The following is a 19,284-nucleotide window of genomic DNA, read 5'->3' as shown; positions in this document are numbered from 1 at the left end:
AACCGCCGACCTACGCCTTGTAAGGGCGCCGCTCTACCAACTGAGCTAAGCACCCATTACGCATATTGCACGTACTTGCTTAATCCCAGCCAAACATACAGCGTTGTCACCACGCCGCAAAGAAATTATTTTACAGCATGTTGGCGCAATTTGCACTATGCAATTGCACGCACATTGACATTAATTAACTGCGTCTTTCAGAGCTTTACCTGGTTTGAATTTAGGTACTTTGGCAGCCTTGATCTTGATTGCTTCGCCGGTACGTGGGTTACGACCTGTACGTGCTGCACGCTTGCCTACAGAGAATGTACCGAAACCAACCAGGGTAACAGTGCCATTTTTCTTCAATGTGGTTTTGACTGCGACGATGACCGCGTCAAGTGCGCGCGTTGCAGCTGCTTTGGAAATGTCGGCGGAACCAGCAATGTGGTCAATCAATTCTGTCTTATTCACTTACGTCCCCTCACAAAAGTTGAATGCCGCAAAGTCGCTACTACCCGAATCAGCAAAGCGACGATACGACACGCAGAAAAATCTGCAGCAGGTATTAAACAAGCCGCACAGCCATGTGTCAAGCGCTTTGCCCTGTTTTCCCCTCTGAAAATTAACATTTAATGCTGGAATGCAGATGTGTTTGCATGAAGCGATGGCTTTGCGCAAAAAAAACGCTCCGAAGAGCGTTTTTTAAGTACAGGCAACTTAATGCTTCACGACACCAGAATCAGTCGGTGCAGATGGCTTGGCAACCGCAGCCTCAACCACTGCCGCCTCTTCATCGGTCAATGGCACAGGTGCGCGTTCCAATGCGATCTCAAGCACTTTGTCGATCCAGCGTACCGGCACGATCTCCAGCTTGTTTTTCACATTATCCGGAATCTCTGCCAGATCCTTCACGTTTTGCTCAGGTATCAAAACGATCTTGATACCACCGCGATGCGCCGCCAGCAGTTTTTCCTTCAAGCCACCAATCGGCAATACCTCGCCGCGCAAAGTGATCTCGCCTGTCATCGCCACATCGGCCCGCACAGGAATACCCGTGAATACCGATACCATTGCCAGGGTCATTGCCGCGCCGGCTGATGGACCATCTTTCGGCGTAGCGCCTTCGGGAACGTGAATATGGATATCGCTCTTCTCGAAAATATCGGCTTTGATACCGAGTTTCTTCGCACGGCTGCGTACCACAGTGCGCGCCGCTTCGATCGATTCCTTCATCACATCGCCCAAGGTACCGGTACGAATGATATTGCCCTTGCCCGGCATCGTCATCGCTTCTATCGTCAGCAAATCGCCGCCGACTTCAGTCCATGCCAAACCAACCACCTGGCCAATCTGATTTTCTTTTTCTGCCACGCCGAAATCGAACTGGCGCACACCGAGGAATTTATCGATGTTCTTGCTCGTGACCGTGATTTTGCGATCCTGTTTTTTCAACAGCAGCATCTTCACAACCTTGCGGCAGATTTTTGAAATTTCACGTTCCAGCGAACGTACGCCGGCTTCACGCGTGTAATAACGAATGATGTCGCGTATCGCCGATTCCGCCACGCTGATTTCGCCTTCCTTCAGACCATTGTTCTTGATCTGTTTCGGCAGCAGATAGCGCTGCGCAATGCTGGTCTTTTCATCTTCGGTGTAACCCGACAGACGAATGACTTCCATACGATCCAGCAAGGCAGGCGGAATGTTGTACGAGTTCGACGTCGCCACAAACATCACATCCGACAAATCGAAATCGACTTCAACATAGTGATCCGAGAACGTGTGGTTCTGCTCGGGATCCAGCACCTCCAGCAATGCCGATGAAGGATCGCCGCGGAAGTCGGCGCCCATCTTGTCGATTTCATCGAGCAGGAACAAAGGATTGCGTACGCCCGCTTTGGACATGCTTTGTAAAATCTTGCCTGGCATCGAACCGATGTAGGTACGACGATGGCCGCGAATCTCTGCTTCGTCACGCACGCCACCCAAAGCCATGCGAATGAACTTGCGGTTCGTCGCACGCGCAATCGATTGGCCAAGCGAAGTTTTACCCACACCTGGAGGGCCGACGAAGCACAAAATCGGTGCTTTCAACTTGTCGACGCGCTGTTGCACGGCGAGGTATTCCAGGATGCGTTCTTTTACCTTGTCGAGACCGTAGTGATCGTCTTCCAATACTTTTTCCGCATTGGCCAGATCATTGTTCACCTTGGATTTTTTCTTCCATGGCAAACCGAGCAAGGTATCGATGTAATTGCGCACAACTGTCGCTTCGGCTGACATCGGCGACATCAGCTTGAGTTTTTTCAGTTCATTCTGCGCTTTGACAAGTGCCTCTTTCGGCATCTTGGCAGCAAGCACTTTTTTCTCGAGTTCTTCGAGATCCGCGCCCTCTTCGCCTTCGCCCAATTCTTTCTGAATCGCTTTGACCTGCTCGTTCAAATAGTATTCGCGCTGCGATTTTTCCATCTGGCGTTTGACGCGACCACGTATGCGCTTCTCGACTTGCAGAATGTCGAGTTCGCCTTCCAGTTGCCCCAGCAGATGTTCGTAGCGTTTGGCGACGTTGAAGATTTCCAGGATGACCTGCTTCTGTTCCAGCTTCAGCGGCAGATGCGCAGCAATGGTGTCGGCCAGACGACCGGCATCATCGATTCCGGCCAGTGAGGTCAGAATTTCCGGTGGAATTTTCTTGTTCAGTTTTACGTACTGATCGAACTGCTGCACGATCGCACGACGCATCGCCTCGATCTCGGACTCATCACCGGTTTCGGACTCAATAGGCGTCAGATCGGCAACGAAGTGCGTATCCAGTTCGCTGATGTGATGTATGCGTGCGCGTTGGGCGCCTTCGACCAGCACCTTGACGGTGCCATCGGGCAGCTTCAGCATTTGCAGAATGTTCGCTACGCAACCGATTTCATAAATATCATCGGCAGAAGGTTCGTCCTTGGCGGCGGCTTTTTGCGCGGCAAGCATGATGCTCTTGCCTTGCTCCATCGCAGCTTCAAGTGCCTTGATTGATTTTGGACGACCGACGAACAGAGGGATCACCATATGCGGGAAGACAACAACATCGCGCAACGGTAACAGCGGCAGTTGGGTTTGTTCAGTGGAAATAGTAGTCGTCATGGCGAGCCTTATCGAGAAACGTGTTAATGATGTTGGCGCTAACGGCCAAAACACAAGCCCGGACAGCAACAAAAATCAGTCAGAAAAACAAAAAAAGCCACCCGCGAAGTTGTCTTCGAAGTGGCTTTACGATGGAAGCCTGAATGATCTTTGCTGATTTGATTGTACTGGTGTTTTCAATGAAAAACAGGCTCAAAGAGCCTGTTTTTGATGATTTCCTGCAGATTTTTTAAATATTGTCTATTTTGCGCCCGAGACCTTAGGCTGCTCATGATAGATCAGCAATGGTTTCGCACCGTTGGTAATCGTACCTTCATCGATAACCACCTTGGAAACGTTTTGCTCGTTCGGCAATTCGTACATGACATCCAGCAATGCATGTTCCAGAATCGAACGCAAACCGCGCGCGCCGGTTTTGCGTGCAATTGCCTTCTTCGCAATCGCCTGCAAGGCAGCCGGACGAATTTCCAGTTCTGCGCCTTCCATTTGCAATAATTTCGAATATTGCTTGATCAGCGCATTCTTTGGTTCAAGCAGAATCTGGATCAGCGCCTCTTCATCCAGTTCACGCAAGGTTGCCACGACTGGCAGACGACCTACCAGCTCAGGGATCAGGCCAAATTTGATCAGATCTTCCGGTTCGGTATCCAGCATGACCTGGCTTGCCGTACGCTCCTCACGGCTCTTCACTGTTGCCGAGAAGCCGATGCCGCTCTTCTCCGAACGTTCGGAAATGATCTTGGCCAGGCCATCGAATGCGCCGCCGCAGATAAACATGATGTTGGTCGTATCGATCTGCACGAAATCCTGATTCGGATGCTTGCGACCGCCTTGTGGCGGCACCGATGCCATCGTACCTTCGATCAGTTTCAGCAAAGCCTGCTGTACGCCTTCGCCGGATACGTCGCGCGTGATCGATGGGTTGTCTGACTTACGTGAAATCTTGTCGATTTCATCGATGTAGACGATGCCCTTTTGCGCACGCTCGACTTCGTAATTACAGTTTTGCAAAAGCTTTTGAATGATGTTTTCTACGTCTTCACCGACATAACCCGCTTCCGTCAGCGTGGTTGCATCGGCAATGACGAAAGGCACATCCAGCGTACGTGCCAGCGTTTGCGCCAGCAAGGTTTTACCGGAACCGGTTGGACCGACCAGCAGAATATTGCTCTTCGCCAGTTCAACGTCGTCTTTCTTGCCCAGATGCTTGAGGCGTTTGTAGTGGTTGTAAACCGCTACCGACAAAATGCGCTTGGCCGAGTTTTGGCCGATCACGTATTGATCCAGCAATTCGCACAATTCCTGCGGCGTAGGCAAATCGGTACGCGGACCGGTCAGCGTTTCCACGCTGGATGCTTCATCACGAATGATGTCGTTGCACAGGTCGATGCACTCGTCGCAAATGAACACGGACGGTCCGGCGATGAGCTTTTTCACCTCGTGTTGGCTCTTGCCGCAGAACGAGCAATAGAGCAGTTTTTCGCCGCTTGAGGATTTTTTCTCTGACATGGTGCACGTTATCTATGGTTGGTACAGATTGATCTTGGCTGCGGATTGATATTACCTGCGAATTACAAATTCGTCACGCAGAGTAAAAACCAGTGTTGCGACGGCAGGCCGTAAAGTAAAACGCCCGAACGTTGATGCGCCCGGGCGTTATTTGCATATTCAATAACTATCAGGCTCGCGTTGTCAAAACTTTATCAATCATGCCGTATTCAACTGCCGCATCGGCCGACATGAAATTGTCGCGATCGGTATCGCGGCTGATTTCGTCCAGTGTCTTGCCTGTTTTGTCAGCAAGAATCTGATTCAAACGTTCACGCAGATACAGGATTTCGCGCGCCTGGATTTCGATATCCGAAGCCTGTCCTTGCGCGCCGCCCAAAGGCTGATGAATCATGATGCGCGAATTAGGCAGCGAAAAACGCTTGCCCTTTTCGCCAGCCGCCAGCAGGAAAGCGCCCATCGATGCCGCCAGACCGGTACACAGTGTCGATACATTCGGCTTGATGAATTGCATCGTATCGAAAATCGCCATGCCGGCAGAAACCGAACCGCCAGGCGAGTTGATATACAAAGAGATGTCCTTGTCCGGATTTTCACTTTCAAGGAACAACATTTGTGCAACGATCAGATTGGCCGAATGGTCATTGACCGGGCCGACCAGAAAGATCACGCGTTCTTTCAGCAAACGCGAATAAATATCGTATGCGCGTTCACCGCGACCGCTCTGTTCGATCACCATCGGAACCATACCGAGCATATCGGTATCGAGAGCGGAAGTACGAGTCATGCTAGTGGTCATGTGCTTTCCTTATGGAGCGCACAAAGCGATTAGCCTTGTGCGTTATTGCCCATCAATTCATCGAACGCAACCGCTTTGTCGGTCACTTTGGCTTTAGCCAATACGTAATTGACGACGTTTTCTTCCAATACAAGAGCTTCCACCTCAGCCAGACGGCTACGGTCGCTGAAATAATACTTCAGAACCTGAGTTGGGTCTTCGTAGCTCTGTGCGAACTCTTCGACTTGCGCCTTGACTTGTTCCGGCTTGGCTTGCAGGTCGTTAGCTTTGACGACTTCTGCCAGAATCAGGCCCAAACGCACGCGGCGTTCAGCTTGCTCAGTGAACAGTTCAGGCGGGAATGGCAGATCGCTGACTTTCATGCCGCGCTGAGTCATGTCTTGACGGGTCATTTCCATCAAACGCTGGGTTTCCTGATCGATCAATGCCTTAGGCACATCGAATTCGCTGATCTTGATCAGTGCATCCATCACGCTGTCTTTGGTACGCGCTTTGACGCGGCTGCTGACTTCACGTTGCAGATTCTGTTTGACATCAGCACGCATTTTTTCCAGATCGCCGTCTTCAATACCCAGCGATTTGGCAAATTCAGCATCGACTTCAGGCATGTGCGCCCATTCGATTTGTTTCAGCGTGATCGTGAATTCTGCAGTTTTGCCAGCGACGTCTGCGCCGTGGTAATCGGCCGGGAACGACAATGGGAAAGTTTTGGATTCGCCGACTTTCAAACCGATGGTACCGGCTTCAAACTCAGCCAGCATGCGGCCTTCGCCCAATACGAATGCATAGTCTTCGGCCTTGCCGCCCTGGAACTCAACGCCGTCAATGGTGCCGACGAAATCGATGGTCACGCGATCGCCGTTTTTAGCGGTCAGATCGGAGCCGCCGTCGCCATGCGCGCTTTGCTCGCCTTTGACGTGGTAATGCACACGCTGCTTGCGCAGGATATCGATGGTCTTGTCGATTTCTGCATCGGTGACATCAACGGTGGTCTTTTCGACTTCCGCTGCGGCCAGATCGCCTACCTTGATTTCCGGGTAGATTTCAAATGTTGCGTTGAACGCAAGCGTGCCTTCTGCGACATCGTCGTTCTTGGCTTCGATCTTTGGATAGCCGGCTACGCGCAGCTTGTTTTCGCTGGTTGCTTCGCCGAATGCCTGACCGACCTTGTCGTTGAGCACTTCGTTTTCGATTTGATAACCGTATTGCTGCGCAACCATTTTCATCGGCACTTTGCCAGCGCGGAAGCCTGGCGCCTTGACGGTACGAGCACGTACTTTCAAACGCTTTTCGACTTCGGTTTGTACTTCCGCCATCGGCACAGTAATCGTGATGCGGCGTTCAAGTTTGTCCAGAGTTTCGACTGCAGTTGCCATGTGAATCGTCCAAAAAATAAAGAATTCTGTGGTGCGAGGAGGGGGACTCGAACCCCCACACCATTGCTGGCGTCAGGACCTAAACCTGGTGCGTCTACCAATTTCGCCATCCTCGCGGGAATGTGCACTAAGTGCGCAAATACAAAAGCAAAGGGCGACCTGGAAGTGAATATGTGGGTCGCCCTGCACTGCCTTTTGTATCGGCCGTTCAACTTCAACCCGGGATTTTACTGGATTTTGCAGCACCTGCGCAGATTTTGACAATTTGCTTACGTCGGCGGCCTGATTATCCCTGCCTCGAAATACGCGATTGCTTTACTTCCCGGCAAGATCGCACACTGTGGCAGCGGCAATTTGCGATCCCGCCTGCGGCCAGGCAGCGATTGCATATTTGCCTGATGAACCGGCATTTCATTTACTATGCGGGCTGGCCTTGTTAAGGCAGCACTATTTTCGCTGCACTACTTTTTTAAAGCACGAATCATTTCCGTGCACGCACCACATCCCACTCATGGCTGTCGATCATTACGAAAATTTTCCTGTCGCGTCCATCCTGTTACCGGCACATTTGCGTCCTGCAGTCGAAATCATTTATGCCTTCGCCCGCAGCGCCGACGATCTGGCAGATGAAGGCGATGCCAGCGCAGAAGAACGACTGGCAGCACTGGCTGCCTACGAAGACGGACTGGATCAGATCGCTGCCGCACGGATACCAGACACTGCATTGTTCCGCGCATTGGCAACGGTCATCGCCGATTATCAACTACCGCTACAACCGTTTCGCGACTTGCTATCAGCCTTCAAGCAGGATGTCGTCACCACGCGCTATGCAGACTTTAATCTGCTGCTCGACTATTGCCGCCGCTCTGCCAATCCGGTCGGCACACTGATGCTGCATTTGTACGGCGCGGCAAACGCAGAGAATCTGCGCGATTCGGATGCCATCTGTTCCGCACTGCAATTGATCAATTTCTGGCAAGACGTGGCGATCGACATCCGCAAAGCGCGCATCTACCTGCCGCTGGAGGATATGCAGGAATTCCAGGTAGGTGAAGACCATATCGCCGACCAGCGCATCGATCAGGCCTGGCGCAATCTGATGCAATTTGAAATATCCCGCGCACGCAGCATGCTCATTTCGGGTGCGCCGCTGGCCTTACGTCTGCCGGGACGCATAGGCTGGGAATTGCGCCTGGTCGTACAAGGCGGCTTGCGCATACTCGAGTGTATAGAAGCAGCCGATTACGACGTTTTCCGGCACCGCCCCAAGCTGGGCAAGAGCGACTGGGTACGTCTGATCTGGCGCGCTCTGCGCATGCAAGCGGTGTCGCCAGGCTTGCATGAAAAATAAGAGCGGCGTATCAAATACCGGTCTATCGCCTTGCAGCCATACACAAGTTCTCAAATAACTAACAAAAGGTAAGGACTTATTTGTCCCGATTGCCTTAGTCGGCTAGCATAGCGGCTTCATTCAGCGCCAGGCGCCCTACTTTTATGTCACCCGACGATTATTGCCAGCAAAAAGCCGCTCAGAGCGGTTCCAGTTTTTATTACAGCTTCCTGTTTCTGCCAGCGGAGCGTCGCCGTGCGATTACTGCGCTCTACGCCTTCTGCCGCGAAGTTGACGATACCGTCGATGAGTGCACCGACGTTGGGATTGCACGTACCAAACTCGCATGGTGGCGCCAGGAAGTCGCAGCCATGATGTCCGGTGCACCGACACATCCGGTCACCAAAGCCTTGCAGCCGCATTTAACACCATTTTCACTCGACAGCCAGCATCTGCTGGCCATCATCGATGGCATGGAAATGGATCTCGACCAAACGCGTTATCTCGATTTCCCCGGCTTGCAAAAATACTGCTGGCACGTCGCCAGCGTGGTCGGCATTCTGTCGGCGAATATTTTTGGCGTGACCAATCCGCAAACGCTGCAATATGCAGAGAAACTTGGCCTGGCCTTCCAGTTGACCAACATCATTCGCGATGTCGGCGAAGACGCGCGCAAGGGTCGCATCTATCTGCCGGTCAACGAACTGCAGCAATTCAACGTCACCGCCGCCGATATATTGAATGCGCGGCATAGCGACAATTTCGAAAAGCTGATGCAGTTCCAGGCTGCACGTGCACAAAAAATGTATGACGAAGCATTTGCCCTGCTACCCAAGGAAGACAGACGCGCCCAGCGTCCCGGCCTGATCATGGCGGCAATCTATCGCGCCGTGCTGAATGAAGTTGAGCGCGACGGTTTCCATGTGCTGACGCAGCGCATTTCCCTCACCCCTATCCGCAAGCTGTGGCTGGCGTGGATTACCTATGTACGCGGTTAATGTCTGAAGCGGCATCCCGCATGAAGCAGACCATTGCCGTCATCGGCGCCGGTTGGGCCGGTTGCGCTGCGGCGGTTGAGCTGACTCGCGCCGGACATCAGGTCACGCTTTACGAATCTTCCCGTACGCTGGGCGGCCGCGCACGCGCAGTCGACATGCAGGGAAAAATACTGGATAACGGGCAACACATCCTGCTCGGCGCCTATGCGGAAAGCTTGCGTTTGTTCAAAGCTGTTGGCATCGACACCGACCAGGCGCTGTTGCGTCTGCCTTTGCAAATGCGTTATCCGGCAGGATGCGACGGCATGGATTTCGTCGCGCCGCGACTGCCTGCACCTTTGCATTTGCTGGTCGCCTTGCTGCGCGCCAAAGGTTTGACCGGCAGCGACAAAATGGCACTGGCACGCTTTTCATCGGCAGCACGCTGGATGGATTGGAAATTGAATACCGATTGCAGCGTCAGCGAGTTATTGCACCGCTTCGATCAAACCGAACGCCTGATCAAACTGATGTGGCAACCGCTCTGCATCGCCGCCCTCAATACGCCACCGGAACGTGCATCGGCGCAAATCTTCCTCAATGTATTGCGCGACAGTCTGGGCGCACGGCGCAGCGCATCCGACATGCTGATTCCGCGCGTCGATCTGACTACGCTGTTTCCACAACAGGCTGCAAACTTTGTAGCGCAGCATGGCGGCACGATCAAAATCGGCGCGACGGTGCAGAAAATAGCCGACTGCAATGGCAAGTGGTCGGTGCTGCTGGATAAAACGGAAGATGCAGTGTATGACGCCGTAGTCGTCGCCACATCGGCGACACAAGCCGCCATCCTGCTGGCGGATGTGACGATGGACGCTGCCATTCCTGCGTTTGAATATGAAGCGATCACCACCTGTTATCTGCAATATCCGGCGGACACGCGTCTCGCCCTGCCCTTCCATGCATTGACCGATGATACGGATGCCGGATGCTGGGGCCAGTTTGTGTTTGATCGCGGGCAACTCGATCATGCGCAAAGCGGCTTGCTTGCCGTCGTCGTCAGCACCTCTACATCGGCAATTGAAATGGGACATGAAGCTTTATCCGCAGCGATTGCGGCGCAACTTGCCCATGCCTTGCAGATGCCGCAGCTAACGAACCCTGAGTGGAGCCGGATCATTTCGGAAAAACGCGCAACGTTTTCCTGCACACCTGCTCTGCAACGTCCGGAAGAAAAAACCGAATTCCCGCATCTGGTCATCGCCGGCGATTATCTGGCCAGCGATTATCCGGCTACGCTGGAATCAGCAGTGTGTAGCGGCGCGAAAGCGGCAACCTTGCTGTGCAAACATTTTAGTCCTGCAAAAAAATAGCAAAACCTATTCGTGTTCGCGTATCCGATTGAGCGCTTCGTCGATGCGCTCTACCGCGATGATGGTCAGGCCTTCGATTTTCTGTTTAGGCGCATTCGACTTTGGAATCAGGGCCAGCGAAAAACCCAGTTTTGCCGCTTCGCGCAAACGTTCCTGCCCACGCGGTGCCGGACGAATCTCGCCAGCCAGACCGACTTCGCCAAACACGACCAAACCACGCGGCAGCGGACGACTGCGCATAGACGAGTGGATCGCCAGTAGCACGGCAAGATCGGCTGCCGGTTCGGTAATTTTTACCCCGCCCACCGCATTGATGAAGACATCCTGATCGAAGGCAGCAATACCGGCGTGTCTGTGCAATACCGCCAGCAGCATCGCCAGCCTGTTCTGCTCCAGTCCGACCGAAAGGCGGCGCGCATTCGGCAAATGCGAGGTATCAACCAAGGCTTGAATTTCAACCAGCAAGGGACGCGTCCCTTCTTGCGTCACCATCACGCAGGCGCCTGGTACCGGCGTATCGTGCTGCGACAGGAACAATGCGGACGGATTGGAAACGCCCTTCAAGCCCTTTTCCGTCATCGCGAATACACCCAGCTCATTCACCGCGCCAAAGCGATTCTTGATCGCGCGCACCAGACGGAAGCTGGAATGCGTATCGCCTTCAAAATACAAAACCGTATCGACGATATGTTCGAGTACGCGCGGCCCGGCCAGCGCCCCTTCCTTCGTGACGTGACCGACCATGATGATGGTCACGCCGGTTTGCTTGGCGATGCGTGTCAACTGCGCAGCGCATTCACGCACCTGCGCCACTGAACCCGGTGCCGAACTGAGCGCATCCGAATACACGGTTTGTATCGAATCGATCACCGCCACATCCGGCCTGTGTTCGGCCAAAGTGCTCAGAATTTTTTCCAGCTGGATTTCTGCCTGCAGCTTCAAGTCTTTTGCATCCACTGCAAGACGTTTCGCACGCAAGGCAATCTGCGCACCTGATTCTTCGCCGCTGACATACAGAACTTTTTTAATCTTCGATAAATTCGCCAGCGCCTGCAGCAGCAAGGTCGACTTGCCGATGCCGGGATCGCCGCCTATCAGCACCACGCCACCAGCCACCAGGCCACCGCCCAGCACGCGATCGAATTCTTCTATGCCGGTGCCGAAACGCGGCACGTCTATCGCCTCGATATCGGCCAGGCTCAATACCGGCGCCGATTGCGCCAATCCCTGGTGTTGCGTCGAGAAACGATTGGTGCCGGTTTCGACAACCGTCTCGACCAGCGTATTCCACGCGTTGCAGGATGGACATTGTCCGCCCCATTTATTGCTGATACCGCCGCATTCGCTGCAGGTGTAATTGGTTTTGGCTTTTGCCATTGTTGTCGGTTTCCGTCTTGCTGATTAAGTTAAACGTTCTCGGATTCAACGATACGCACGCGCGGCGCGATTGCGCACATCAATTCATAGCCTACCGTACCTGCCGCACTGGCGACTTCATCCACCGGCAAGCCCCGTCCCCACAAGATGACCTGACTGCCAACACCAGCAGTGGCAACCGGCGTCAGATCGACCGTAATCATATCCATCGAAACACGTCCGACCATCTGCGTCCTGACGCCATCGACGATGACCGGCGTACCACTAGGCGCATGACGCGGATAACCGTCCGCATAACCGCATGCGACCACGCCTATCGTCATCGGCCCGCTGGCGACAAAACTGCTGCCGTAACCGACTGCATCGCCAGCCACGATGTGCTGGATACCGATGATTTCACTGCTCAAGGTCATCGCAGGCTGCAAGCCGAAAGCTGCTGCTGGCGTGTCGGCCGGCGTGCCGCCGTACAGCATCACACCGGGACGCACCCAATCCGCCGCGCATTCCGGATGCATCAAATCTGCCGCCGAATTGGACAGGCAGCGATCGCCGGGCAAGCCCTGCGTTGCCGTTTGAAAGCGCTGCAGTTGTTCGCTGAGCGGCAAATTGGCATTGGCTGCATTTTCCGCATTGGCGAAATGCGTAATGAAGGAAATATTGCGTACTGCCGGTATGGCGCGCAGGCGTTGATAGATGTCATGACAGACCGCAGGCATGAAGCCGAGGCGATTCATGCCGCTATTGATTTTAAGATGTACATCCAGCTTTGCATCCAGACGTGCTTTTTCCAGCATCTGCAGTTGCTCGACACAATGCACGACGGTATCGATCTGATGAACGGAAATGGTTTGCAAGTCAGTCGCATCAAAAAAACCTTCCAGCAACAGGATGCGCTTTTGCCAACCCAGTTGCCGCAGATGCGCCGCATTATCCACTTCAATCAGGCCCAGGCCATCCGCTTCTGCAAAACCGCGCATGCCGCGCTCCAGACCGTGTCCATATGCATTTGCCTTGACCACAGCGAGGCTACGGGAATGCGGTGCGCAATTTTTTGCCACCCGCAAATTATGACGCATGGCAGCAATATCAATAGTGGCAAGTAAAGGTCTGGGCATACAAAAAAGAAAGAAAGTTAAATCGCATGCTGCATGCGATGTAAAGCAATCGAGGGGCTGCGACATGGCGCAACCTGACGATCTTATTTTACCGGACGCACTCTGATGAATGGCAGGCAATTCACACGAAGCCGCATATTTTCATGGTATAAAGCAAGCCGGAGATACATAGACAAATAGATCAATACGGATGAATCGCGGTTTTTACACCATCATGGCGGCGCAGTTTTTTTCATCGCTCGCCGACAACGCCCTCCTCATTGCGGCCATCGCTTTATTGACAGTCATGAAATCGCCTGACTGGATGACTCCGTTACTGAAGCTGTTCTTTGTCCTCTCCTATGTCTTGCTGGCCGCCTTCGTCGGCGCGTTCGCAGATGCGCTGCCCAAAGGGCGCGTGATGTTCGTCACCAATATGATCAAGATAGTCGGTTGCGGCATGATGTTTTTCGATGTGCACCCTCTGTTCGCGTATGCCGTGGTCGGCTTCGGTGCAGCTGCCTATTCGCCTGCCAAGTACGGCATTCTGACCGAACTGTTGCCGGCAGAAAAACTGGTCGCGGCAAACGGCTGGATCGAAGGACTCACTGTTTCTTCCATTATTCTTGGCACGGTCATGGGCGGCGCCCTGATTAATCCAAGCATCGCCGCTGATTTGCTGGCATTCGATTTTCCATTTTTTAATTTTGGCATCGATACACCGGCTGAAACTGCACTCTGCATTATTGCCATCGTCTATCTTCTGGCAGCCTTGTTCAATCTGAGAATTCCCGATACCGGCGCCCGCTATCCGCACCAGCAACGCAACCCCGTCAAGCTGATAAGCGATTTTGCCCATTGCTTCACTACCTTGTGGAATGACAGACTGGGACAAATTTCTCTGGCCGTTACCACCCTGTTCTGGGGCGCAGGAGCAACCCTGCAATTCATCGTCCTGAAATGGGCCAGTAATTCATTAGGCATGCCGCTGGACAAGGCAGCCATTCTGCAAGGCGTGGTCGCAGTGGGTGTAGCGATAGGCGCCATTGCAGCAGCCCGCTTTGTACCCTTGAAAAAATCATTATCCGTGATGCCGCTGGGCGTCATCATGGGCATCGTCGTTATCGTGATGACCATGGTGCATACGGTCTGGCTGGCCTATCCGCTGCTGGTGCTGGTGGGTGCCCTGTCCGGCTATTTTGTCGTACCCATGAATGCACTGCTGCAGCATCGCGGCCATGTCCTGATGAGCGCGGGCCATTCGATTGCCGTACAAAACTTCAATGAAAATCTGTCGGTGCTGACGATGCTGCTGTTGTATGCACTGATGATCAAACTGGATCTGAATATCAATATTGTCATCGTGATGTTCGGGCTCTCCGTTTCCGGCATCATGCTGCTGATCATGCGCAGACATGCAGCCAACCAGCGCGAACACGATTCGCTGTCTCTGATCGGCGAGCACAAACACTAGTCGGGGCAACCTTCAGGCGAGCTGATGCGCCAGTTGTATTCTTTGCCCGGCGCGCGTACGCCAGTCATCCGGCACGATAAATCCGCGACTCGTCTCCCGCGCCACGCCATCTTTCACTTCCAGCAATGCGACCAGCACGGGCATCGTATCGTGCACAAAATATTCTGCCAGATACTCCTGCAGCGTCTGTTTATCCATCGTCTGCGATGACGGCAAACTGGCAGGCGCCAACCACTGCAGGCGCGGCAGAATCGCATAGCGCTCCGCATGCAAATGCACGAGGTCGGAAAATGCGCACCAAAAGCCGCGGCAATGCTCTTGCGAGGTACCGAAGGCGTTCATCTGCATATCGACATCCGGATAAAAAAGCCAGCCCTTCACCAGCGCCTGTGCCTTGCTGACAGGTTCCGGCAAATGTACTTGCGCAGCAGGATGTGTGGAGAGCAGTAACTGCCGATCCATTATCTTGTGCATTTTGGCACCCAGCGTATCCGCCAGATTGGGGCCGACAAAATAATCGGCATCGTTGCCTGCACCACTGGATTCCAGCAAATAGAATTTGGTAGCGAATTCCCAATGAACGAGTTGATCGTCCAGACGTAGCAGGAAATCGAATTCGCCTATGGTGCTGTTTTTTCCGGCGCGCACCTGCACGCCGTATGCAAAAAGTACATTTTGACGTTCCAGATAAAACGCCATCAACTTCTCTGCATAACGTCCCAGCCGTGCGAACGGTTGCAAATCCAGGTAACGATGCAGCTCCGCAGGTTCGCTATCCATGGCTGTCAGCCATGCATCGATACCGGCCAGCATACCGGCTGGCAGTGCCGCAATTTTCCCTTGCCATTGCGGCGCATGCGGATCGAGCAAATCAGGCGCAACCAGCAACCACGCCAATGCGCGCACATGCGGATCGTTCAGATGGCCGTAGCGCCGGTGAAATTGCACCTGAAAGTTATTTGCAGGTTTATGCGCTTGGAGTGTCGGCATACGTTTGCATGGCCAGACACAAATCCGCCCATGCCTTGCTCTTGTCTTTAAGGTTGCGCAGCAGATAGGCTGGGTGATACGTAACGATCAAGGGCAGATCCGCATAACGATGCACGGTGCCGCGTAACTTGCCGACTGGTGTCGCCGGATCCAGTTTCAATAGCGATATTGCCGCCGTTTTACCCAGCGCGACGATGACGGTCGGCTTGATCAGGGCAATCTGCCGTTCCAGATACGACATGCAGGCTGCAGCCTCTTCTGCTGCCGGCGGACGATCGCGTTTGCTGGCATCAGTCGGCCGGCACTTCACGATATTCGCGATATAGGTATTTTCACCGCGCTTCAAGCCCATCGCGCCAAACATATTGTCGAGTAATTTCCCGGCCGGGCCGACGAAAGGCTCGCCCTGAAAATCCTCGTTGCGGCCTGGGCCTTCGCCAACAAACAGCCATTTTGCTTTTTGATCACCGACGCCAAATACGGTTTGTGTGCGGCTTTTGCATAAACCGCATTGCGTGCAACTCGCGACGACGGACTTGAGCTGAGCCCAATCCATCTGTGCAATGTCGGCAAACGATGTCGTCGTCACCTCAGATGCTGCAAGCGTCACAGGTGCATGCATCGGAACTGCTGCTGCCGAAACTTGTTCCACCCATGCAGGCCTCGTGTCAGCAATTGCTGTCGTTTGCATGGCTCGGATATCTGTCACCACAACATCCTTCACGGCTCCATCAGCCTGCGACGCTGCAGTGCCGCGTTGCGACCAGATAGGTCCCAGACCCATTTCATGCAGGAATGCTGCGCGTCGATGTTGATTGCTCATAGCGCCAGCTTCATCACAATGGCGTCTTCACGCTGATTATTCGGTGCCGGATAATATCCCTTGCGTATGCCGATGCGCGCAAAACCGTAACGTTCATAAATTTTTTCCGCCCGTGTGTTGGAGGGGCGCACTTCCAGCAACAGCGCTTGCAGTTTTCTTTCCTGCACAATGGCTTTGGCTTTGTTGAGCAGCAAGAGCCCAATGCCGCAGCCATGCAAATCGCGCTGCACAGTGATATTCAATAAATGCGCATCGTCCACCGACGGCATCAACAGGAAATAACCATTCAATGTGCCTGCGGCATCACGCAACACCCAGGTTTCATAGCCGCTGCTGATCGAATCGAGGAAATTCCCACGCGTCCACGGGAACGGATACACATCGTTTTCTATGGCCAGCACATCACTGACATCGGATGGCTGCATCCGGTAAAAGTACAGCTTGCGCGGAGACACTACCGGAGCCGGCTGTGGAATCGGGCTTTGCACAGAACTCATGCGATCTCCTTTGCAGCCTTTTCCAGACGTTCGTTCGTCGTCAATGCCACCTTGTTACGCAAATACAGAGGCTCTGCAACGCCGGCAGCCACGCCCTGCCCTTGCGCAAATGCCAGCGCACCCAGCGTTGCAATCTGCGCGGCATGCGGCACCCATTCTTTCATTTCGGCGCGAAAAAAAGAACGCGCTGCAAAATCCTTTTCATATGCCTTCAATCCATTACCGCAGGCGACAACCTCGCCATGCGGCATCACATCCGAGGCGGCGGACAAGCTTGGCGCAATCACAATCTGCCATTCGCGATCGAAGCGATACTGTGCCCAATAGACTTCACCCATGCGCGCATCCATCACTGCCAGTACATCGCATGCACCGGTTTTTTCATGGCAAGCCTGGGCCAATGCCAGCAAGGTTACCGTCGGCAGCAATGGCAGATCCGCACCATATGCCAAGCCTTGCGCAATTCCGCAAGCGGTGCGCACGCCGGTAAAGGAGCCGGGGCCGGAGCCGAATGCAATTGCATCGCAATCCGTCAATGCCAGGCCGGCCTTGGCGAGCAAGTCCTGCACCATGGGTAAAATGCTTTGCGAGTGCGTTGTCACGCCAGCCGCTTCTGCAGACGTCACAACAGCGCCATGCAGCAATGCAGCCGAGGCAAGTTCAGAGGATGTTTCAATGGCAAGGATAGTAGACATGGCGGTATTTTACCGTGCGTGCCGCGAGACGTCTGGACTGCGTGCACACTTTATGAAAATTGCTGCAAGCCTGGCTTGCCGTGACAGACGCTTGCTCAATTGAAGACAGAAACCGGTAGAATAACGCCATGTCCAGCATCACACTAGAACCTGAAAACCAGCATCAGTTAGCGCAACGCATGCAAGATGACGTATGGGTAGTTGCCTGTCTGTGCGCGGCATGGTGCGATGTATGCACAAGCTACCGGCCGGGTTTCGATGAACTGGCAGCGCAACATCCGGACAAGCTTTTTATCTGGATCGATATTGAAGACAGAGCCGATCTGATCGGCGACTTCGATGTTGAGAACTTCCCCACACTTTTAATTCAGCGTGGCGACGATGTAATGTTTTACGGCACCACCATGCCCGACCATCGTATCGCGCATCGCCTGATCACGGCGCATGCCGACAAGAGCGATGCCGAATTAAAAATGCACGCACACAGCAGCGTCGAATACAGGAACTGGCAACTTGAGCGCAATCTGCGCAAGGCATTAAGCGAATCCTGAGCCTTTACACGGCCAACACATTTCCCGAAAAACTTGCAGGCAAAAAAAATCCCCGGCAAGCCGAGGATTTTCTATTTCGCTTGATTCAGCTTAGATAGGCTGAATGTTCGAAGCTTGCTTGCCTTTAGGGCCAGCAGTCACTTCAAAAGAAACACGTTGGTTCTCTTGCAGTGATTTGAAGCCGCTCGACTGGATAGCCGAGAAGTGAGCGAACAGATCTTCGCCGCCTTCATCAGGGGTGATGAAGCCGAAGCCCTTCGAATCATTGAACCATTTTACGATACCAGTTGCCATTACAATTCCTAATTTCAGTTAAGTTGGGCAGTTGCCCGTTAGATCGTTTCAACCAAGACAGGAATGACAGACTAATACTGCACTACTAACTCGAATCTCAACGATGCTTGATTATACCGGAGAAAATTAAAAAAGTTAAACTTTGATAATTACTTAATGTTGCAAGAAAGTATTAATCAGCGACTTACTCATTTTTCTTGTATCACTGCCATGAAAACCTGAGAGCGTCCCAAACTTGTCAGACTCGCACAAGGGAAAAGCCGCCGTGCCCGCGTATGCTTATTTTTGCTGCTGCGCCCGTTCCTTTTCCGCTTTTTTCTCCAGAATTGCTTTCTGACGTGCAGCAGATTCTTTTACCTTCTCTTCGTAGCGCTTGATATTCGCAGCGCGTTTTTCTTCTTCCGCCGCTTCATTTGCCTTTAAATTCTTTTCTTTCTCTGCCTGCTTCTCTATTTTTTCCGCCCGTGCATCTGCGCGTGCCTTGCGTTGCGCATCTTTGGATACGCTGTTTTGTTCATGCGCCGACGTACTGGCATCATCGCTTTTACCTTCGGCAGGTGCCTGCTGCAGGATGGCCTTGCCTTCATTTTCCGCTGCTTTTTCTGCCAGACGACGATCACGCTCTATTACGCGCGCATGCCGTATGTATGCATTGGCCTCAACTTCGATCGGCCTCACCGTCAGTAGATCCACGCGCCGGCGCTCCTTCGCCTTGTTCAAACACGAAGTGGCAAAAAATGTCGGGTAGCAGGTATGCTGCTCCGCATTGAAACGCGCTTCAATATTGGCACGTACTTGCTTGACGTCTTCCAATGCACGGTCTGCAGTTTCCTGCGACTTGATGGTGCCGGCCGGGTATCGCTCTGCCACACCTTGCACCGAGTAGGACTGCAAGGCTGCCTCGTCCATTGTCGCTGCCGTTTGCGCCCAGGCATAGGGGCCGGACAACAGCATCAATGCTGCTGCAGACATGTTCGCTATCAGTTTCATCATTACAGTTTAATCAAGTTG

Annotated in this window: 18 protein-coding genes and 1 tRNA gene; 5 read left to right on the top strand and 14 right to left on the bottom strand. The window is 53.3% G+C overall.

Going from position 1 to position 19,284, the window contains the following annotated elements; genetic code table 11:
- Window positions 1-180 precede the first annotated feature (180 nt).
- The 6 genes from ABWP27_RS03660 to ABWP27_RS03635 all read right to left on the bottom strand — a co-directional run bounded on the left by ABWP27_RS03660 (window position 181) and on the right by ABWP27_RS03635 (window position 6,914).
- Window positions 181-453, bottom strand: coding sequence for an HU family DNA-binding protein (locus ABWP27_RS03660; RefSeq protein WP_011871233.1), 273 nt, complete (start codon window positions 451-453; stop codon window positions 181-183).
- 246 nt (window positions 454-699) lie between these two features.
- A complete protein-coding gene (gene lon, locus ABWP27_RS03655) occupies window positions 700-3,114 on the bottom strand; it encodes an endopeptidase La (RefSeq protein WP_353153499.1) in 2,415 nt (804 codons plus the stop codon).
- A gap of 240 nt (window positions 3,115-3,354) precedes the next feature.
- The gene (gene clpX / locus ABWP27_RS03650; RefSeq protein ID WP_353153497.1) at window positions 3,355-4,623 is read right to left on the bottom strand and encodes an ATP-dependent Clp protease ATP-binding subunit ClpX; all 1,269 of its coding nucleotides are present in this window, start codon (window positions 4,621-4,623) and stop codon (window positions 3,355-3,357) included.
- A gap of 169 nt (window positions 4,624-4,792) precedes the next feature.
- Window positions 4,793-5,422, bottom strand: a complete 630-nt coding sequence (clpP, locus tag ABWP27_RS03645) for an ATP-dependent Clp endopeptidase proteolytic subunit ClpP (RefSeq protein WP_353153494.1) — start codon at window positions 5,420-5,422, stop codon at window positions 4,793-4,795.
- A 29-nt stretch (window positions 5,423-5,451) separates the two neighbouring features.
- On the bottom strand, window positions 5,452-6,798 hold the full coding sequence (tig, locus tag ABWP27_RS03640) for a trigger factor (RefSeq protein ID WP_353153491.1): 1,347 nt from the start codon (window positions 6,796-6,798) through the stop codon (window positions 5,452-5,454).
- Window positions 6,799-6,827: 29 nt separating this feature from the next.
- Window positions 6,828-6,914: transfer RNA gene (locus ABWP27_RS03635), tRNA-Leu, on the bottom strand.
- A 395-nt stretch (window positions 6,915-7,309) separates the two neighbouring features.
- Between ABWP27_RS03635 and hpnC the strand changes: the two genes are divergently transcribed.
- The 3 genes from hpnC to hpnE all read left to right on the top strand — a co-directional run bounded on the left by hpnC (window position 7,310) and on the right by hpnE (window position 10,478).
- A complete protein-coding gene (hpnC, locus tag ABWP27_RS03630; protein WP_353153489.1) occupies window positions 7,310-8,149 on the top strand; it encodes a squalene synthase HpnC in 840 nt (279 codons plus the stop codon).
- A gap of 143 nt (window positions 8,150-8,292) precedes the next feature.
- Window positions 8,293-9,126, top strand: coding sequence for a presqualene diphosphate synthase HpnD (gene hpnD, locus ABWP27_RS03625; RefSeq protein WP_353153487.1), 834 nt, complete (start codon window positions 8,293-8,295; stop codon window positions 9,124-9,126).
- 20 nt (window positions 9,127-9,146) lie between these two features.
- On the top strand, window positions 9,147-10,478 hold the full coding sequence (hpnE, locus tag ABWP27_RS03620) for a hydroxysqualene dehydroxylase HpnE (RefSeq protein WP_502905311.1): 1,332 nt from the start codon (window positions 9,147-9,149) through the stop codon (window positions 10,476-10,478).
- Window positions 10,479-10,484: 6 nt separating this feature from the next.
- Here hpnE and radA read toward each other — a convergent pair whose 3' ends face one another.
- Window positions 10,485-11,855 carry a DNA repair protein RadA gene (radA, locus tag ABWP27_RS03615; protein ID WP_353153481.1) on the bottom strand — a complete coding sequence of 457 codons (1,371 nt, stop codon included), beginning with the start codon at window positions 11,853-11,855 and terminating at the stop codon, window positions 10,485-10,487.
- A 29-nt stretch (window positions 11,856-11,884) separates the two neighbouring features.
- Window positions 11,885-12,970, bottom strand: coding sequence for an alanine racemase (gene alr, locus ABWP27_RS03610; RefSeq protein WP_353153479.1), 1,086 nt, complete (start codon window positions 12,968-12,970; stop codon window positions 11,885-11,887).
- 190 nt (window positions 12,971-13,160) lie between these two features.
- On the opposite strand from alr, the gene lplT reads away from it, so the two are divergent.
- Entirely contained in the window at window positions 13,161-14,423 is a 1,263-nt protein-coding gene (gene lplT / locus ABWP27_RS03605; protein ID WP_353153477.1) for a lysophospholipid transporter LplT, read from the top strand.
- Window positions 14,424-14,435: 12 nt separating this feature from the next.
- Here the strand turns inward: lplT and ABWP27_RS03600 are convergent, their stop codons facing one another.
- From ABWP27_RS03600 to tsaB, 4 genes are read right to left on the bottom strand one after another with little or no spacing between them, the layout of a single operon-like run.
- Entirely contained in the window at window positions 14,436-15,413 is a 978-nt protein-coding gene (locus tag ABWP27_RS03600) for a DUF1853 family protein (protein ID WP_353153475.1), read from the bottom strand.
- Window positions 15,391-16,236: a uracil-DNA glycosylase gene (locus tag ABWP27_RS03595; RefSeq protein ID WP_353153472.1), complete on the bottom strand. Its 846-nt coding sequence runs from the start codon at window positions 16,234-16,236 to the stop codon at window positions 15,391-15,393. Before ABWP27_RS03595 ends, ABWP27_RS03600 begins: the two co-directional genes overlap by 23 nt.
- Complete coding sequence (gene rimI / locus ABWP27_RS03590; protein ID WP_353153470.1) at window positions 16,233-16,733, bottom strand: ribosomal protein S18-alanine N-acetyltransferase; 501 nt, start codon at window positions 16,731-16,733, stop codon at window positions 16,233-16,235. Before rimI ends, ABWP27_RS03595 begins: the two co-directional genes overlap by 4 nt.
- Complete coding sequence (gene tsaB, locus ABWP27_RS03585) at window positions 16,730-17,428, bottom strand: tRNA (adenosine(37)-N6)-threonylcarbamoyltransferase complex dimerization subunit type 1 TsaB (protein WP_353153468.1); 699 nt, start codon at window positions 17,426-17,428, stop codon at window positions 16,730-16,732. Before tsaB ends, rimI begins: the two co-directional genes overlap by 4 nt.
- Window positions 17,429-17,556: 128 nt before the next feature.
- Here tsaB and ABWP27_RS03580 point away from each other — a divergent pair, with 128 nt between their 5' ends.
- Window positions 17,557-17,979, top strand: coding sequence for a thioredoxin family protein (locus tag ABWP27_RS03580; RefSeq protein WP_353153466.1), 423 nt, complete (start codon window positions 17,557-17,559; stop codon window positions 17,977-17,979).
- Between the two features lie 90 nt (window positions 17,980-18,069).
- Here ABWP27_RS03580 and ABWP27_RS03575 read toward each other — a convergent pair whose 3' ends face one another.
- Both ABWP27_RS03575 and ABWP27_RS03570 read right to left on the bottom strand, forming a co-directional pair.
- Window positions 18,070-18,273, bottom strand: a complete 204-nt coding sequence (locus ABWP27_RS03575) for a cold-shock protein (RefSeq protein ID WP_009665193.1) — start codon at window positions 18,271-18,273, stop codon at window positions 18,070-18,072.
- A gap of 279 nt (window positions 18,274-18,552) precedes the next feature.
- On the bottom strand, window positions 18,553-19,266 hold the full coding sequence (locus ABWP27_RS03570) for a hypothetical protein (RefSeq protein ID WP_353153463.1): 714 nt from the start codon (window positions 19,264-19,266) through the stop codon (window positions 18,553-18,555).
- Between the last annotated feature and the right edge of the window lie 18 nt (window positions 19,267-19,284).

The organism is Herminiimonas fonticola (assembly GCF_040395855.1).
GTDB lineage: Bacteria > Pseudomonadota > Gammaproteobacteria > Burkholderiales > Burkholderiaceae_D > Oxalicibacterium > Oxalicibacterium fonticola_A.
Note: the sequence above shows the minus strand (reverse complement) of the source record. Positions and strands in the feature narration are given on the sequence as shown.

Bases quoted from the DNA above. Each gene is read 5' to 3' on its own strand.
- lon (WP_353153499.1), bottom strand. From the start codon at position 3,114: ATGACGACTACTATTTCCACTGAACAAACCCAACTGCCGCTGTTACCG.
- clpX (WP_353153497.1), bottom strand. From the start codon at position 4,623: ATGTCAGAGAAAAAATCCTCAAGCGGCGAAAAACTGCTCTATTGCTCG.
- clpP (WP_353153494.1), bottom strand. From the start codon at position 5,422: ATGACCACTAGCATGACTCGTACTTCCGCTCTCGATACCGATATGCTC.
- tig (WP_353153491.1), bottom strand. From the start codon at position 6,798: ATGGCAACTGCAGTCGAAACTCTGGACAAACTTGAACGCCGCATCACG.
- hpnC (WP_353153489.1), top strand. From the start codon at position 7,310: ATGGCTGTCGATCATTACGAAAATTTTCCTGTCGCGTCCATCCTGTTA.
- hpnD (WP_353153487.1), top strand. From the start codon at position 8,293: ATGTCACCCGACGATTATTGCCAGCAAAAAGCCGCTCAGAGCGGTTCC.
- hpnE (WP_502905311.1), top strand. From the start codon at position 9,147: ATGAAGCAGACCATTGCCGTCATCGGCGCCGGTTGGGCCGGTTGCGCT.
- radA (WP_353153481.1), bottom strand. From the start codon at position 11,855: ATGGCAAAAGCCAAAACCAATTACACCTGCAGCGAATGCGGCGGTATC.
- alr (WP_353153479.1), bottom strand. From the start codon at position 12,970: ATGCCCAGACCTTTACTTGCCACTATTGATATTGCTGCCATGCGTCAT.
- lplT (WP_353153477.1), top strand. From the start codon at position 13,161: ATGAATCGCGGTTTTTACACCATCATGGCGGCGCAGTTTTTTTCATCG.
- ABWP27_RS03600 (WP_353153475.1), bottom strand. From the start codon at position 15,413: ATGCCGACACTCCAAGCGCATAAACCTGCAAATAACTTTCAGGTGCAA.
- ABWP27_RS03595 (WP_353153472.1), bottom strand. From the start codon at position 16,236: ATGAGCAATCAACATCGACGCGCAGCATTCCTGCATGAAATGGGTCTG.
- rimI (WP_353153470.1), bottom strand. From the start codon at position 16,733: ATGAGTTCTGTGCAAAGCCCGATTCCACAGCCGGCTCCGGTAGTGTCT.
- tsaB (WP_353153468.1), bottom strand. From the start codon at position 17,428: ATGTCTACTATCCTTGCCATTGAAACATCCTCTGAACTTGCCTCGGCT.
- ABWP27_RS03580 (WP_353153466.1), top strand. From the start codon at position 17,557: ATGTCCAGCATCACACTAGAACCTGAAAACCAGCATCAGTTAGCGCAA.
- ABWP27_RS03575 (WP_009665193.1), bottom strand. From the start codon at position 18,273: ATGGCAACTGGTATCGTAAAATGGTTCAATGATTCGAAGGGCTTCGGC.
- ABWP27_RS03570 (WP_353153463.1), bottom strand. From the start codon at position 19,266: ATGATGAAACTGATAGCGAACATGTCTGCAGCAGCATTGATGCTGTTG.